Annotated in this window: 12 protein-coding genes and 3 tRNA genes; 4 read left to right on the top strand and 11 right to left on the bottom strand. The window is 66.5% G+C overall.

Features of this window, described 5'->3' with window-relative positions:
• Nucleotides 1-31: 31 nt before the first annotated feature.
• The gene (gene leuC, locus GONAM_RS05150; RefSeq protein WP_006865718.1) at nt 32-1,468 is read right to left on the bottom strand and encodes a 3-isopropylmalate dehydratase large subunit; all 1,437 of its coding nucleotides are present in this window, start codon (nt 1,466-1,468) and stop codon (nt 32-34) included.
• 96 nt (nt 1,469-1,564) lie between these two features.
• Here leuC and GONAM_RS05145 point away from each other — a divergent pair, with 96 nt between their 5' ends.
• Nucleotides 1,565-2,299, top strand: a complete 735-nt coding sequence (locus GONAM_RS05145; RefSeq protein ID WP_006865717.1) for an IclR family transcriptional regulator — start codon at nt 1,565-1,567, stop codon at nt 2,297-2,299.
• A gap of 67 nt (nt 2,300-2,366) precedes the next feature.
• Nucleotides 2,367-2,864, top strand: a complete 498-nt coding sequence (locus GONAM_RS05140) for a PPOX class F420-dependent oxidoreductase (protein ID WP_006865716.1) — start codon at nt 2,367-2,369, stop codon at nt 2,862-2,864.
• Between the two features lie 120 nt (nt 2,865-2,984).
• Here GONAM_RS05140 and GONAM_RS05135 read toward each other — a convergent pair.
• The 6 genes from GONAM_RS05135 to GONAM_RS05110 all read right to left on the bottom strand — a co-directional run bounded on the left by GONAM_RS05135 (nt 2,985) and on the right by GONAM_RS05110 (nt 6,558).
• Nucleotides 2,985-3,057 (bottom strand) — tRNA-Glu (locus GONAM_RS05135).
• Nucleotides 3,058-3,160: 103 nt separating this feature from the next.
• Nucleotides 3,161-3,233: transfer RNA gene (locus GONAM_RS05130), tRNA-Glu, on the bottom strand.
• A gap of 49 nt (nt 3,234-3,282) precedes the next feature.
• A tRNA-Gln gene (locus GONAM_RS05125) sits at nt 3,283-3,354 on the bottom strand.
• Nucleotides 3,355-3,440: 86 nt separating this feature from the next.
• On the bottom strand, nt 3,441-4,919 hold the full coding sequence (gene gltX / locus GONAM_RS05120) for a glutamate--tRNA ligase (protein ID WP_040535433.1): 1,479 nt from the start codon (nt 4,917-4,919) through the stop codon (nt 3,441-3,443).
• Between the two features lie 44 nt (nt 4,920-4,963).
• On the bottom strand, nt 4,964-5,788 hold the full coding sequence (locus tag GONAM_RS05115) for an alpha/beta fold hydrolase (RefSeq protein WP_006865714.1): 825 nt from the start codon (nt 5,786-5,788) through the stop codon (nt 4,964-4,966).
• Complete coding sequence (locus tag GONAM_RS05110) at nt 5,785-6,558, bottom strand: fumarylacetoacetate hydrolase family protein (protein ID WP_006865713.1); 774 nt, start codon at nt 6,556-6,558, stop codon at nt 5,785-5,787. Before GONAM_RS05110 ends, GONAM_RS05115 begins: the two co-directional genes overlap by 4 nt.
• 125 nt (nt 6,559-6,683) lie before the next feature.
• Between GONAM_RS05110 and GONAM_RS05105 the strand changes: the two genes are divergently transcribed.
• Nucleotides 6,684-7,913 (top strand): MFS transporter, encoded by a 1,230-nt coding sequence (locus tag GONAM_RS05105; RefSeq protein ID WP_006865712.1) that lies wholly within the window; start codon nt 6,684-6,686, stop codon nt 7,911-7,913.
• An 87-nt stretch (nt 7,914-8,000) separates the two neighbouring features.
• Here GONAM_RS05105 and GONAM_RS05100 read toward each other — a convergent pair whose 3' ends face one another.
• Both GONAM_RS05100 and serA read right to left on the bottom strand, forming a co-directional pair.
• Nucleotides 8,001-9,011: a 3-isopropylmalate dehydrogenase gene (locus GONAM_RS05100; protein ID WP_006865711.1), complete on the bottom strand. Its 1,011-nt coding sequence runs from the start codon at nt 9,009-9,011 to the stop codon at nt 8,001-8,003.
• Entirely contained in the window at nt 9,008-10,603 is a 1,596-nt protein-coding gene (gene serA / locus GONAM_RS05095) for a phosphoglycerate dehydrogenase (RefSeq protein ID WP_006865710.1), read from the bottom strand. The genes GONAM_RS05100 and serA overlap by 4 nt, the downstream gene beginning before the upstream one ends.
• Before the next feature lie 332 nt (nt 10,604-10,935).
• Here serA and GONAM_RS05090 point away from each other — a divergent pair, with 332 nt between their 5' ends.
• Nucleotides 10,936-11,601: a S1 family peptidase gene (locus tag GONAM_RS05090; RefSeq protein ID WP_006865709.1), complete on the top strand. Its 666-nt coding sequence runs from the start codon at nt 10,936-10,938 to the stop codon at nt 11,599-11,601.
• Nucleotides 11,602-11,972: 371 nt separating this feature from the next.
• On the opposite strand, the gene GONAM_RS05085 is transcribed toward GONAM_RS05090, so the two are convergent.
• Together GONAM_RS05085 and GONAM_RS05080 are read right to left on the bottom strand one after the other, a co-directional pair.
• A complete protein-coding gene (locus tag GONAM_RS05085) occupies nt 11,973-12,743 on the bottom strand; it encodes a hypothetical protein (RefSeq protein WP_006865708.1) in 771 nt (256 codons plus the stop codon).
• Nucleotides 12,744-12,810: 67 nt separating this feature from the next.
• Complete coding sequence (locus GONAM_RS05080) at nt 12,811-13,863, bottom strand: hypothetical protein (RefSeq protein ID WP_245548573.1); 1,053 nt, start codon at nt 13,861-13,863, stop codon at nt 12,811-12,813.
• Nucleotides 13,864-14,165: the final 302 nt, after the last annotated feature.

Raw genomic sequence — 14,165 nt, 5'->3', positions numbered from 1 at the left:
GAAGTTGTCTGGAATGTGGTCTGGGGGTTACTCAACCGAGATCGGCCGGAGCGGACAGCGTCCCGCGGATCGCGGTGGCGGCCGCGACGGCCGGCGACACCAGATGGGTGCGTCCGCCCTTGCCCTGCCGCCCTTCGAAATTGCGGTTCGACGTCGAGGCGCAACGCTCGCCGGGGGCGAGCTGATCCGGGTTCATTCCCAGACACATCGAGCAACCGGCCTGACGCCACTCGGCGCCGGCGTTCAGGAAGATCTCCCCGAGACCCTCTTCCTCGGCCTGGGCGCGCACCCGCATCGAGCCGGGCACGATGAGCATCCGCATGCCGTCGGCGAGCTTGCGCCCCTTGAGGACGTCGGCCACCGCGCGGAGGTCCTCGATGCGGCCGTTGGTGCACGATCCGACGAAGACGGTGTCGACCTTGATGTCACGCAACGGGGTACCGGGCTTCAGGTCCATGTACTCCAGAGCCTTGGCGGCGGCACTCGACGCGACCTCGTCACCGAAATCGGCGGGGTTCGGAACGGTCGATCCCAGCGGGGCACCCTGCCCGGGGTTGGTCCCCCAGGTGACGAACGGGGTCAGCTCACTGGCGTCGATGTGGACCTCGGCGTCGAAGACTGCGTCGTCGTCGGTGCGCAGGCTGTCCCAATAGGCAACAGCCGCATCCCATTCGGCACCCTTCGGGGCGTGCGGGCGACCCTTGAGGAACTCGTAGGTGACCTCGTCGGGGGCGATCATCCCGGCGCGGGCGCCGGCCTCGATCGACATGTTGCACACGGTCATCCGGGCTTCCATCGACAGCTTCCGGATCGCCTCGCCGCGGTATTCGAGGACGTACCCCTGGCCGCCACCGGTGCCGATCTTCGCGATGATCGCGAGGATCAGGTCCTTGGCGGTGACGCCGGGCGGCAGCTCGCCGTCGACGTTGATCGCCATCGTCTTGAACGGACGCAGCGAAAGCGTCTGCGTCGCCAGGACGTGCTCGACCTCGCTGGTGCCGATGCCCATGGCGATGGAACCGAAGGCGCCGTGGGTGGCCGTGTGGCTGTCGCCGCACACCACGGTCATGCCGGGCTGCGTCAGACCCAGCTGCGGACCGACGACGTGCACGATGCCCTGTTCGGTGTCACCCATCGGGTGCAACCGGACACCGAACTCCTCGCAGTTCTTGCGGAGGGTGTCGACCTGGGTGCGCGACACCGGGTCGGCGATCGGCTTGTCGATGTCGATCGTCGGGACGTTGTGGTCCTCGGTGGCGATCGTCAGATCGAGACGCCGCACGGGGCGTCCCGCCAACCGGAGGCCGTCGAAGGCCTGCGGACTGGTGACCTCGTGCACGAGATGGAGGTCGATGTAGATCAGGTCCGGGTTCCTGGTTCCGGACGCATCTGCTTCACCGGGCACGACAACGTGGTCGCGCCAGACCTTCTCGGCGAGAGTAAGCGGCTGGGCTGGGCTGTTGCTCATGGCTGCACTCGATATCTTCTCGGGTTCGGCGGACGGTGCACGATCATCTCGCGATGAAAACGTGCATCTCACTATTTGGACAGCTAGTATCGTCCTATGGGAAAGGATAGCGCATTCGGGGTCAGCAGCGGAATCGGCGTACTCGACAAATCCGTGGCTGTGCTCCATGCCATTGCGGAGGCCCCGTGCAACCTCTCGGAGTTGTGCGAGCGGACCGGACTTCCGCGCGCCACGGCGCACCGGCTGGCGGTCGGCCTCGAGACACACCGCTTCCTCGCACGCGACGTCACCGGTCGCTGGCAGCCGGGACCGGCGCTCGCCGAACTCGCCGCATCCGCCCATGATCCCGTGACCGAGTCGGCCCTGATGGTCCTCCCCCGACTCCGCGACATCACCGGCGAATCCGTTCAGGTCTACCGGCGCGAGGGCGCCGAGCGGGTGTGCGTCGCAGCGATGGAACCGCCCACCGGACTCCGCGACACCGTGCCCGTCGGAACACGCTTCCCGATGAGCGCCGGCTCCGCGGCCAAGGTCCTGCTCGCCTGGGCCGACCCCGCGACGCAGCGCGCCCTCTTGCACGACAGCGTGTTCAGCGAGCGGGCGCTGCACGAGATCCGACGCCGCGGCTGGGCCCAGAGTGCCGGCGAACGCGCCGCGGGCGTGGCGAGCGTCTCGGCGCCCGTGCGCGACGGCAACGGCGACGTCGTCGCGGCGATCTCGGTGTCCGGCCCCATCGACCGCATGGGCCGACGCCCGGGCGCCCGCTGGGCCGCCGATCTCCTCGCCGCCGCGGACGCGATCCACAAGCGGCTGCAGACCTCCCGCGCTTGAGCCACCGTCACTGCCGATCCCCATCGTGACCGTTCCGTGCGACGGGTCCGTCGGATAGCTTCGTCACATGGGAGTCAACCAACGCAACCAGATCGTCATGTCCGACGCCGAGATCGAGGAATTCGTCGCGCGCAGCCGCACGGCCACCCTCGCCACCACGGGCCCCGACGGCGGTATCCACCTCGTCGCCATGTGGTACGGCGTCATCGACGGCGAGATCTGGTTCGAGACGAAGTCCAAGTCGCAGAAGGCGGTCAACCTCCGCCGCAACAACCGGTGCACCGTGATGATCGAGGACGGCGACACCTACGACACATTGCGCGGCGTCTCCTTCGAGGGGACCGCCGAGATCCTCGACGACCCCGACTCGTGCCTGAAGGTCGGGATCAGCGTCTGGGAGCGCTACACGGCCCCCTACACCGAGGAGTCGCGCCCCTTCGTCGAGCAGATGATGCACAAGCGCGTGGCTGTCCGGCTGGTGCCCTCACGCACGCGCTCGTGGGATCACCGCAAGCTCGGCATCCCGGAGATGTCGGCGTCGGGAAGTACCGCTCAGTACCTGTAACCCGACCCTCGAAGCCGACAGCTCGTCCGTGTAGCGATCATCACATCGCGACGCGGGCGAGTTCGTCTGTCGCACAAAGAAAACACCCTCCCTCTGCGGAACAGAGGAAGGGTGCATCTGTAGCCCCGACGGGATTCGAACCCGCGCTACCGCCTTGAGAGGGCGGCGTCCTAGGCCGCTAGACGACGGGGCCTTGGAACTTTCCGGCGAACCAGACCCTAGCATGGGTCCGGCCGCACTCACCTTGCAGTGAAAAACTCCCCCCTCCTGCGGTGAGCAGGAAGAGGGAGCTTCTGTAGCCCCGACGGGATTCGAACCCGCGCTACCGCCTTGAGAGGGCGGCGTCCTAGGCCGCTAGACGACGGGGCCAAGGAACTTCCAGCGATCGAACCTCGCGGTGTCGATCTTCTTCAGTTCGCTGGGGTACCAGGACTCGAACCTAGAATGGCTGAACCAGAATCAGCTGTGTTGCCAATTACACCATACCCCATGGACTTCCCTTTTCCCTGAGGAAAAGTGCCGAGAAAGACAATAGCAAAGGGTTACCGGAAGTCCACAAACGTGCAGCTCAGAGGGCTAATTTGCGGCGATCTCACGAGCGGCGGCGAGGCGCGCGAGGGTCTTGTCGCGACCCAGGATCTCCATCGACTCGAAGAGCGGCGGACTCACCTGCGAACCGGTGACGGCGACCCGCACCGGACCGAACGCCTTACGCGGTTTGAGCTCCATACCGTCCACCAGAGCCGCGTTGAGCGCGTCCTGCAGCCCCTGGGTGGCCCAGGAGGCCAACGGCTCGATGGCGGCGATCGTGGCGTCGAGAACGGCCACCGCGTCGGCGCCCAGGTTCTTGCTCGCGGCCTTCTCGTCGATGGTGAAGTCGTCGTCGGACACATAGACGAACTTGATGAGGTCCCAGGCGTCGCCGAGGACCTGGATACGCGTCTGGACCAACTCAGCCAGTGCGGCGAAACTCACATCGTCGACCGGCTCCGACAGATGGCCGTGACCGATGAGGAAATCCTTGAGACGCGCGGTGAAGTCACCGGGTTCGAGTCGGCGGATGTGCTCGGCGTTGATCGCGTCGGCCTTCTTCTGGTCGAAGCGCGCCGGGTTCGAATTAACCTGTCGCACATCGAAAGCCGCAATCATCTCGTCGAGCGAGAAGACGTCGGTGTCGCTCGAGTACCCCCAGCCGAGGAGGGCCAGGTAGTTGAGCAGACCCTCGGGGATGAACCCGCGGTCGCGGTGATGGAAGAGGTTCGACTGGGGGTCGCGCTTGGACAGCTTCTTGTTGCCCTCGCCCATCACGAACGGCAGATGGGCGAACTTCGGCACGAAGTCGGCGACGCCGATACGGATGAGCGCCTCGTACAGCGCGAGCTGCCGCGGCGTCGACGAGAGCAGGTCCTCGCCGCGGAGGACGTGGGTGATCTTCATCATGGCGTCATCGACCGGGTTGACCAACGTGTACAGCGGGTCGCCCGATGCGCGGGTCAGCGCGAAGTCGGGAACGGTGCCGGCCTTGATCGTCGTGGTGCCGCGGACGAGGTCGTCCCAGGTGAGATCTGTGTCTGGCATACGCAGGCGCACAACCGGTTTGCGACCTTCGGCGCGGTAGGCCTCCCGCTGTTCGTCGGTGAGGTCGCGGTCGAAGTTGTCGTAACCGAGCTTGGGATCGCGACCGGCAGCCTTGTGCCGCGCCTCGACCTCCTCGGGGGTGGAGAAGGCCTCGTAGGCCTCCCCCGCCTCGAGCAGGCGTGCGACGACGTCGGCGTGGATCTCACGGCGCTCCGACTGGCGGTAGGGGCCGTAGGGGCCACCGACCTCGGGGCCCTCGTCCCAGTCCATCCCGAGCCAACGCAGGGCATCGAGGATCGCCTGGTACGACTCCTCGCTGTCGCGCGAGGAGTCGGTGTCCTCGATGCGGAACACGAAGGTTCCGCCGTCGTGACGCGCCTGGGCATAGTTGAACAGCGCGGTCCGCACGAGTCCCACATGGGGTGTACCGGTCGGGGACGGGCAGAATCGGACTCGTACGGCTTCACTACTGGTCATGACCTTCAGGGTATCGAAACCGCCTCAGGCCCTGACCGGCGCGTTCAGTCCCGGAACCGCCCGCAGAAGTCGACGAGCACGCGGTTCACCTCGGCCGGTTGTTCGAGATAGCCGAAATGCCCGGCACGTTCGATCTGTACGTACTCCGCACCCGGAATCGCCTCGGCCACCTCGCGAGCCAACTTCGGCGGCAACGTGCGGTCGTCGGCAAACCCGACGACCAGCGTCGGGCGGGTGATGTTGCGGTAGGCGGAGAGTCGGTCGGACTCCTTGTTGTGGAGTTCGAGCTGCGCACGCACCCCCGGGGTGATCGTCTGCGGCGAGAAACTGATGATGTCGAGCCAATCCCGGGCGGAGCGGTCGTCGTCGAGGGTGTGCGGCGACAGGTTGAGATGAGCGGTGATGGCGGCCTCGTACTCCGGCGGCAGCTTGATCTTGTTGTCGTAGAGCGCGCGCTCACCGGCCGAGATCGCTTCCTGTAGCGGGGTGTTGCGACCGTAGGTGGCGATCAGGACGGCAGCCTTGACGACGTCGGGCCGCGCCAGGGCGAGTTCCTGGGTGATCCGCGCGCCCAACGAGGTGCCCACGACGATTGCCGGACCGCGACCCAGATGCTCGATGAGCGCGGCGGTGTCGGCGACCATGTCGTCGAGGCTGAAACCCTCCGCACATTCCGACGACGGGGCGATGCCGCGGTTGTCGAAGGTGACGACGGTGTAACCCGCCTTCACCAGTGCCGGTTCCTGATTGGCCTTCCACACGCGCCCGGGACTTCCGGTGCCCATCACCATGACGACGAGCGGGCCGCTCCCGGCCACGTTGTAGGAGATGTCGATGCCGTTGACGCGTGCCGTACTGGGAGCTGTCATGCCTTGTCCACCACCGGGTTGGAGAGGGTGCCGATTCCGCTGACGGTCACCGAGACCCGTTGTCCGGCAACCATCGGCCCCACCCCTTCGGGCGTGCCCGTGAGGATCACGTCACCGGGGAGCAGGGTCATGATCCGTGTGATCCATTCGACGATCTCGCCGATGTCGTGCAGCATCAACGACGTCCGCGTGCGCTGCTTGACCTCTCCGTCGAGCTCGGTCACGAGTTCGACATCGGACGGATCGAAGGAGGTCTCGATCCAGGGACCGAGTGGGCAGAAAGTGTCGTAGCTCTTGCCACGTGTCCACTGACCGTCGGCCTTCTGGTGATCACGGGCGGTCACGTCGTTGGCGATCGTGTAACCCAGGATGACGTCCTTGGCCTGTGCGGCCTTGACGTCCTTGCAGGGACGGCCGATGACGACGGCCAGTTCGCCTTCGTAGTCGACGCGTTCCGACGACGGCGGGCGCACGATCGGGACCTCGGGACCGATGATCGAGGTGTTGGGTTTGATGAAGATCACCGGGTCGGCGGGCGCCTCACCACCCATTTCGGCCGCGTGGGCGGCGTAGTTCTTGCCGATGCAGATCACCTTGCTGGCCAGGATCGGAGCCAGCACACGGACGTCGGCCAGTTTCCAGGAGCGACCGGTGAACGTCGGGGTACCGAACGGATGCTCGGCGATCTCCTTGACGACAGCGTCGTCGCCCTCCCCTTCGACGGACACGAAGGCCACTCCGTCGGGACTCGCAATTCGACCTAAGCGCATGTCCAGACCCTATCGCACCCACCGATCCCACCCGTTGGGAGCCGAGTTGGCCGACCGTCCCACCAGTCTTAGAATGTGAGCAGAGTGTTCCACACTATGAGATACAGACAGCGGGGTGAGTTCGGATGGATGACGTGAGCATCATTTCCAGCACCAGGAGGTGGGTCATCCTCGGATGCTCACTGCTCGCCGCGCTGACGACCACCTGCGTCGTGAGCGGCGTCGCGTATCTGATCCCCGCGCTGCACACCGACGCCGGACTGACCCTTACCGCGGCGTCGACACTCGCCGCCATCCCCACGATCGGCCTCACGATGGCCACGTTCCTGTGGGGCATCCTGCTGGACCGATACGGCGAACGCCGGATTCTGCTCATCTCCCTGTCGATCTCGCTCACAGGTGCCACCGGCGCGGCTGTTGCTGCGGCCGCTGATGCGTCGTATGTCCTCGTCGGAGCGGCTCTTCTGGTGGGCGGCATCGGGTCCGGCGCGGCCAACGGGGCCAGCGGCCGGATCGTCGTGGGCTGGTTCCCAGCTCATCAGCGCGGCACTGCAATGGGCGTCCGGCAGATGGCGCAACCCCTGGGCATCGGGACGTGCGCGTTGACCATGCCGGTCGTCGCGGACACCCAGGGACCCGCTGTGGCCCTGGCCATCCCGGCCGTGATCACCGCCGTCGGCCTGGTGGCGGTGCTGATCGGCATCACCGACCCACCTCGTCAGGCGACTTCGGTTGGCACCGAACACGATCCCACGACCAGACGAAACCCCTACCGGGGCAACTCGTTCCTGGCCCGTGTCCACGTCGTCAGCATGCTGCTCGTCGTACCGCAGTCGATGATGTGGACCTTCGTGCCCACGTGGCTGATCGTGGCCCACGACTGGTCGCCCGCCGCTGCCGGAATCCTGATCACCGTGACGCAGGTAACCGGCGCCTTCGGCCGGATCGCCGCGGGGCGGTGGTCGGACGCCTGGCTCTCCCGAATGCGTCCGATCCGGATCATCGCGGTCGCCGGTGTCGCGTCGATGTGCGCTCTCGCCGTGGCGGATTGGTTCGACAGTCCCGCCGCACCCGCTCTGATGGCGGTGGCGAGCGTGATCTCGGCGGCCGACAACGGCCTGGCGTTCACCGCGATCGCCGAGTTCGCCGGGCCCGACTGGAGCGGGCGCGGACTCGCGGTGCAGAACACGGGTCAGTACCTGGTGACCGCCGCGACGACACCCGTGCTGGGTGCGCTGATCGCCGCGGTCGGTTTCCCGGCGGCGTTTGCGGCCACCGCACTGGCCTCTCTGGTCGCCACTCCCCTGGTCCCGCCCGACGCCCAGCGGCTCGTCGAGGAGCCGCTGAAGGCCTGACCGGCCCGGGAATTCAGCGCATACGGATCAACCCGCCACCCGATTGCCGGGTGGCGGGTTGATTCCGCTGGTGCTGGTTCGCGGACCTCAGGCGAGGCGTTCGCGGATGCGCTTGCCGACCTCACTGGTGACGACCGGCCCGCTGCGCTCGGCGAGGTCGTCGGCGACGGCCTTCTCGATCCGGGCGGCGGCGTCGTTCTCGCCGAGGTGCTGGAGCAGCAGCGCCGTGGACAGGATGGCAGCGGTCGGATCCGCCTTGCCCTGACCGGCGATGTCGGGGGCCGAACCGTGAACCGGTTCGAACATCGACGGGTTCGCACCGGTGGCATCGATGTTGCCCGACGCCGCGAGTCCGATCCCGCCGCTGACGGCAGCCGCGATGTCGGTGATGATGTCGCCGAACAGGTTGTCGGTGACGACCACGTCGAAACGGCCGGGGTCGGTGACCAGGTAGATGGTCGCCGCGTCGACATGGCAGTAGTCGGTGGTGACGTCGGGGAATTCGGCGCCGATCTCCTCGACCGCACGGCTCCACAACGATCCGGCGAAGCCGAGCACGTTGGTCTTGTGGACCAGGGTGAGCTTCTTACGACGCTGCTGCGCACGCTGGAAAGCGTTGCGTACCACGCGTTCGACGCCGAAGCGGGTGTTGACGCTGACCTCGGTGGCCACCTCGTGCGGGGTGCCCACGCGGATCGAGCCGCCGTTGCCGGTGTAGGGCCCCTCGGTGCCCTCGCGGACGACGACGAAGTCGATCTCGGGGTCGCCGGCCAGCGGCGACGTGACACCCGGGTACCGGCGCGACGGACGCAGGTTCACGTGGTGATCCAGGGCGAAACGCATGGTGAGCAGCAGGCCGCGCTCGAGGATGCCCGGGGGCACCGACGGGTCGCCGATGGCGCCCAACAGGATTGCGTCGTGGCGTCGCAGCGACTCGAGATCGTCCTCGGTGAGGAGTTCACCGTTGCGGTGGTAACGGCGAGCGCCGAGATCGAACTCGGTGGTGCTCACCGACGGGACGACGGTCTCCAGGACGCCGAGCGCCTCCCCGATGACCTCGGGTCCGATGCCGTCGCCGGCGATGACAGCGAGCTTCACGACAGGTCCACCTGCTCGATCAGGGTGGCGCCCACGGCCGTACCGATGGCCTCGACGACGTCGTCGGCGACCGCGCTGCTCACGCGCAGCATCATGGTTGCGCCACCGCCCTCGGCGTCCTGCGACAGACCGGCGGCGAGGATGTCGACGCCGGCATCGCCGAGCAGGGTGCCGATCTTGCCGAGCGAGCCCGGACGATCGGCGTAGCTGACGATCAGGTTGTGGCCCTCGGCGCGGAGGTCGAAGTTGCGGCCGTTGATGTTGACGATCTTCTCGACGAGACGCGGCTCGGTGAGCGTGCCGGAGACGTTGTGGACCGAGCCGTCGGCGAAGACGGCCTTCACGTCGACGACGCTGCGGTGGTTGGGGCTCTCCGGGGCGGTGGTCACCTCGCTGGTGACGCCACGGCTCTCGGCGACGGCAGGGGCGTTGACGAAGGTGACGGGCTCGTCGAGGACGGCCGAGAACAGACCGCGCAGCGCCGACAGTCCGAGGACCTCGACGTTCTTGGCGGCCAGCTCACCGCGGACGTCGACGACGATGGAGGTCGGCGGCTCCTTGCTGATGGCGCCGACGAGGACACCGGCCTTGCGGGCGACCTCGAGCCACGGGGCGACCTCTTCGTCGACCGCACCGCCGGTGATGTTGACGGCGTCGGGCACGAAGTGGCCGGCCAGGGCGAGGCGGACGCTCTTGGCGACGTCGGTGCCGGCACGGTCCTGGGCCTCGCTGGTGGAGGCGCCGAGGTGCGGGGTCACGACGACCTGCGGGAGGTCGAACAGCGGCGAGTCGGTGCAGGGCTCGGTCGCGAAGACGTCGAGGCCGGCAGCGCGAACCTGGCCGGAGTTGATGGCGTCGGCCAGTGCCTGCTCGTCGATCAGACCACCGCGGGCGGCGTTGACGATGACGACGCCCTTCTTGGTGCGGGCGAGCTGCTCCGCGCCGATGAGACCGAGGGTCTCCGGCGTCTTGGGCAGGTGCACGGTGATGAAGTCGGCGCGCTCGAGGAGCTCGTCGAGGCTGACCAGCTCGATGCCGAGCTGAGCGGCGCGGGCCGGCGAGACGTAGGGGTCGTACGCGATGATGTGGGTCTCGAAGGCGGCCAGACGTGCAGCGACCAGCTGACCGATGCGGCCGAGGCCGACGACGCCGACAGTCTTGTCGAAGATCTCGACACCGTTGAAAGCCGAACGCTTCCAGGTCTTCTCGCGCAGGGTGGCGTCGGCGGCCGGGATCTGGCGCGACGCCGACATCAGCAGCGCGATGGCGTGCTCGGCGGCGGTGTGGATGTTGGAGGTCGGCGCGTTGACGACCATGACGCCACGGGCGGTGGCGGCGGGGACGTCGACGTTGTCGAGACCGACACCGGCGCGTGCGATGATCTTCAGCTTCTTGCCGGCGTCGAGGACCTCGGCGTCGACAGTCGTCGCGGAACGCACGAGGATGGCGTCGGCGTCGACGACGGCCTCGAGCAGCTTGGGACGGTCCGGGCCGTCGACCCATCGCACCTCGACACCGTCACCGAGTGCTTCCACGGTTGACGGCGCCAGCTTGTCGGCGATGAGTACGACCGGGCGGCCAGCAGAGCTCACAGTCTTTTCTCCAGGTTCGGGGCAGGTGCGATTTCTCACCTTCGGCAGGACGGAGCGTCGTGGACTCTCCGTGTCACAGCTTAAAGGTCTGGTAGATGGCTCCGAACAGGCGGTCTACCCCAAAAGAGAAGCCGACGCCGCGCGGCTGGGTAGAGTGTGACGGGCATTACGGCGCGCTGCGGCAAGCATCACGGAAGGGTTGCAAACCGACCGCGGGTCGATCCCACGCAGGAGCGAACGCCGGGGAGTCCCGGTACGGTGTGCTTTGACCGCCTGCCGCGACTTTTTCCGGCAGGCGTTTCGGCGCATTGCGAATTAGAAGTGGAGAGCGGATGACGAAGAAGCTGACGGCACTGTTGGCGGTTTTGGCTGCGACGGTGCTCGCCGGCTGGGGAGCGGGTGTCGCGGTTGCGGCCCCGGCAAAGATCTTCCTCGGGGGCGGCTCGGGAATTCTTGTCCTCAAAGGTGGTAACTCCGCTGCAGCCTGCACCCTGACGACGATCGGCCGCTCCAAGACCGGCAAGCTCATCGGCATCACCGCGGGCCACTGCGGTAACCCCGGCCAGAAGGTCTACTCGGAGACCTTCCAGGACCGCGGCCAGGCCGGCACCATCACCCACTCGTTCTCCGACCTAGACATGGCGATCATCCAGATGGACGCCTCGAAGGTCGTGCCGCTGCGCACCGTCCGCGGCGTGACGATCCGCTCGGTCGACCCCCGACCCATCGGCTTCCCCACCATCGCGTGCAAGGAAGGCCGCACCACCGGAAACACCTGTGGCATCGCCTGGTTCTCCGAGGGTGATGTCCACCTGAGCCAGCTGTGCGTCATCGAAGGCGACTCCGGCAGCCCCGTCGTCGTCGGCGACCGCCTCGTCGGCATGGTGAACGCCTACTACTTCCTCGGTTGCTTCGGCCCGGAGACCGGCACCAACATCAAGCCGATCCTCAACCGGGTGGCCTCGATCCCCGAGTACAAGGGATTCACGATCGCCTGATCGAACTTCCCCATGCGACGCCCCGGGTTCACACCCGGGGCGTTGTGCGTTTCCGGGACATTGCCCGCCCAGCCGCAGCTTTCGCTGAAAACCGCCCCTGAGATCGACCCTCCAGGGGTGGACCGGCGACATAGTGCCGCCGGTCCCCCTGTGAAGGGTCTCTCTCAGGGGTGCTTTTCAGAGGCGGTTTTCGGGGCCCCGGAGTCAGCCCGCGGGCGGCCCCCAACCGCTCCGCAAACCCCATCCTTCTCGGCAGATCCGCGCACGGGGTGGGTCTGCCGAAAAGAGGCGGGTTTGTGCCGACGACAGCGGGCCCGCACCTCCGGAGAGATGCGGGCCCGCTGTCAGTGCGTACGCAGGACTACCGCCGCCTACCGACCGCTGTCGGCGAACTGGTCAGCGTCGAGCCTCTCCGCGGCACAGCCGTCCACCAGTTCAGTCCGTGACTCGGCGTTCATCCAATAGAAGCGCAGCATCGAGTAGAGCGCTGCTCCGCCCGGCGTATACCAGGGCGCGTCACCAAGCATGTACCGCGGCGAATCAGGCGCGCTCTCTATGACCACTACGTCGCGGGCCGGCCGTGATTCGGTCCGTTCCGCCGTGATTCGAGCGATGTCGACCCACCGGATCTCCGTGTCAGACGCAGTCCGATGGTGCGTCAAGCCCTGGTCGTCGAAGGTGATACTCGGCGGCCCATATTTCCGGCGGGCATACTCGCCATAAACCGCGGCGGCTACGATGACGGCGACCCCGATCGGAAAGAAGACCTTCTGTCCTGGCGTCAGCGACAGGTCGATCACGCCCGACGGGACGAGCACCACGAATCCCACACCGCCGACAGTCGCCAGCGCCAGCGCGACACGAATCAGGCGATCGTAGACACGGTCGTAACGCAAAATGGTCCGCGCGCCAGTGAACTCAACGTTGGGCTCGACCCGTTCGAGAACACGGACCCGGAGTACACCGACTGCAGCGATGATTATCGCCAACGAAAACGCAGCTGTAACGAAGGCAGTCGGCACATCCCGCGCTCGAACCGCACTCACCGCCAGAGCAACCGCAGCCGGCGTCATCAGAGCGACGAATAGGAGTCCGATCACACGGCCACCCCTCCACGCTTCCGGCCTGCGTGCATCGGTCACGAAACTCCCCCTCTACCCTCGTCGGAAACGCCCCCGACGCAACAGTTTTCGACCCGTGGAGCGTATGTCACGACGTCGGCGCTGGACAAACGGCTTCTCCGACCTTCTTGCCGACCCACCCGAAGAGCCAGCTTCCAGCCATGGAGCCTCCTGCGGCACCGGCGACCGCCGCCGGGCCGCCAGGGGCGGACGCGCCTGCGCCAAGAACGCCGCCCGCATACCCGCCGGCGGCGCCGAACGCGGCCGAGAACCCCGCGACGCACTTGTCCTCAGCCACTACGACGTCATAGATTCCAACGCCGATCGCCAGCGCTGGACCACCGTACTTAGCACCCGCCCCGAGCTTCTCAGCGCCTGCCGCCGAGATCCGCGGGATACCGTGACCGTCATCGACATACTTGTCGACTCCACTGAGCACGCCCCCGATGGTCGTCTCGATCGGATGCGAGAAGAACGGGCTGTCCGCCGGTATGTCCCCAGTACGACCGTCCGGCGTAGTCACTCGGCCGGTCTTGTATCCGTCCTCCCATTCCTCCGCATATGCCGTAGTTCCGTCAGCCCAGGTGGTGGAGAATACCTTCGTTCCGGTGAGGTCCTCCCATGAGTGCGAAGTCGAGATCACCTTCCCGCCGCGGTCATAATGCTTGACAGTCGTCTCGAAAAGCTTCATTGACGGCATGGACCCCCGGTACGGATCCCATTCGGTGATGACTTGGCGACTACCGTCCTGCATGTAGAGAATCTTGTGGCGGCCCTGATCATCTTCGAACTTCTCTGTTGCTCGCACCGTCATCGCCATGTCCTCGGCACGCACCATCAGCTGCTGTTGCAGACCCAGAAGGGTGCCCGGGTTCGGCACTTGATCGGTCGGGGCCACTAGCCCCGGAATCGGTACAAACATGTTTGTCGACGGGTTTGTCCAACCGTGCTTGCCCGCGGCGGCCTGGATGGCCTGTGCAACTGAGTTGTCAGCGGCGTCGACTGCCAACAGGAGTTGGTTTATGGCGCCCTGCTGTCGATTAGCTTCCCCGGCCAGACGATCGGCCTCCTCGATGGACATTTCAATCGGGTCGATCAAGACGACCCACGCGTCGGTCACCCAGAGTTTGCTCGCGTCCACGGCGTCAGCCTTCGCCAGAAGGTCTGTTCGCGCTTTTCCAAGCGTGTGTGCCCCCTCGGAGAGCGCCAACCCTACTGAGGCAGCAAACGACGCAAGATCTGTCGCCGAGTTGGTCGCGCGCCGGAACGCCGCTGTCCCGGCATCGTGACTCAGCCCTGTCCAGCCTCTCAGTGAGGGCAGACTCTGACACGCCGTGTACACCGACCCGACTGCAGACTCGGTCGTCGCCCCTGCTGTGTCAACTGATTCCCCGCCGCCGGCGAGTGCTGCCGGAGCCCAACCGGTGAGCTGCTGGCGAGTCG

It is taken from the genome of Gordonia namibiensis NBRC 108229 (genome assembly GCF_000298235.1).
GTDB classification, from domain to species: domain Bacteria; phylum Actinomycetota; class Actinomycetes; order Mycobacteriales; family Mycobacteriaceae; genus Gordonia; species Gordonia namibiensis.
Note: the sequence above shows the minus strand (reverse complement) of the source record. Positions and strands in the feature narration are given on the sequence as shown.

What these genes read in the sequence shown, in the direction of transcription:
- leuC (WP_006865718.1), bottom strand. Translation starts at nt 1,468, where the DNA reads ATGAGCAACAGCCCAGCCCAGCCGCTTACTCTCGCCGAGAAGGTCTGG.
- GONAM_RS05145 (WP_006865717.1), top strand. Translation starts at nt 1,565, where the DNA reads ATGGGAAAGGATAGCGCATTCGGGGTCAGCAGCGGAATCGGCGTACTC.
- GONAM_RS05140 (WP_006865716.1), top strand. Translation starts at nt 2,367, where the DNA reads ATGGGAGTCAACCAACGCAACCAGATCGTCATGTCCGACGCCGAGATC.
- gltX (WP_040535433.1), bottom strand. Translation starts at nt 4,919, where the DNA reads ATGACCAGTAGTGAAGCCGTACGAGTCCGATTCTGCCCGTCCCCGACC.
- GONAM_RS05115 (WP_006865714.1), bottom strand. Translation starts at nt 5,788, where the DNA reads ATGACAGCTCCCAGTACGGCACGCGTCAACGGCATCGACATCTCCTAC.
- GONAM_RS05110 (WP_006865713.1), bottom strand. Translation starts at nt 6,558, where the DNA reads ATGCGCTTAGGTCGAATTGCGAGTCCCGACGGAGTGGCCTTCGTGTCC.
- GONAM_RS05105 (WP_006865712.1), top strand. Translation starts at nt 6,684, where the DNA reads ATGGATGACGTGAGCATCATTTCCAGCACCAGGAGGTGGGTCATCCTC.
- GONAM_RS05090 (WP_006865709.1), top strand. Translation starts at nt 10,936, where the DNA reads ATGACGAAGAAGCTGACGGCACTGTTGGCGGTTTTGGCTGCGACGGTG.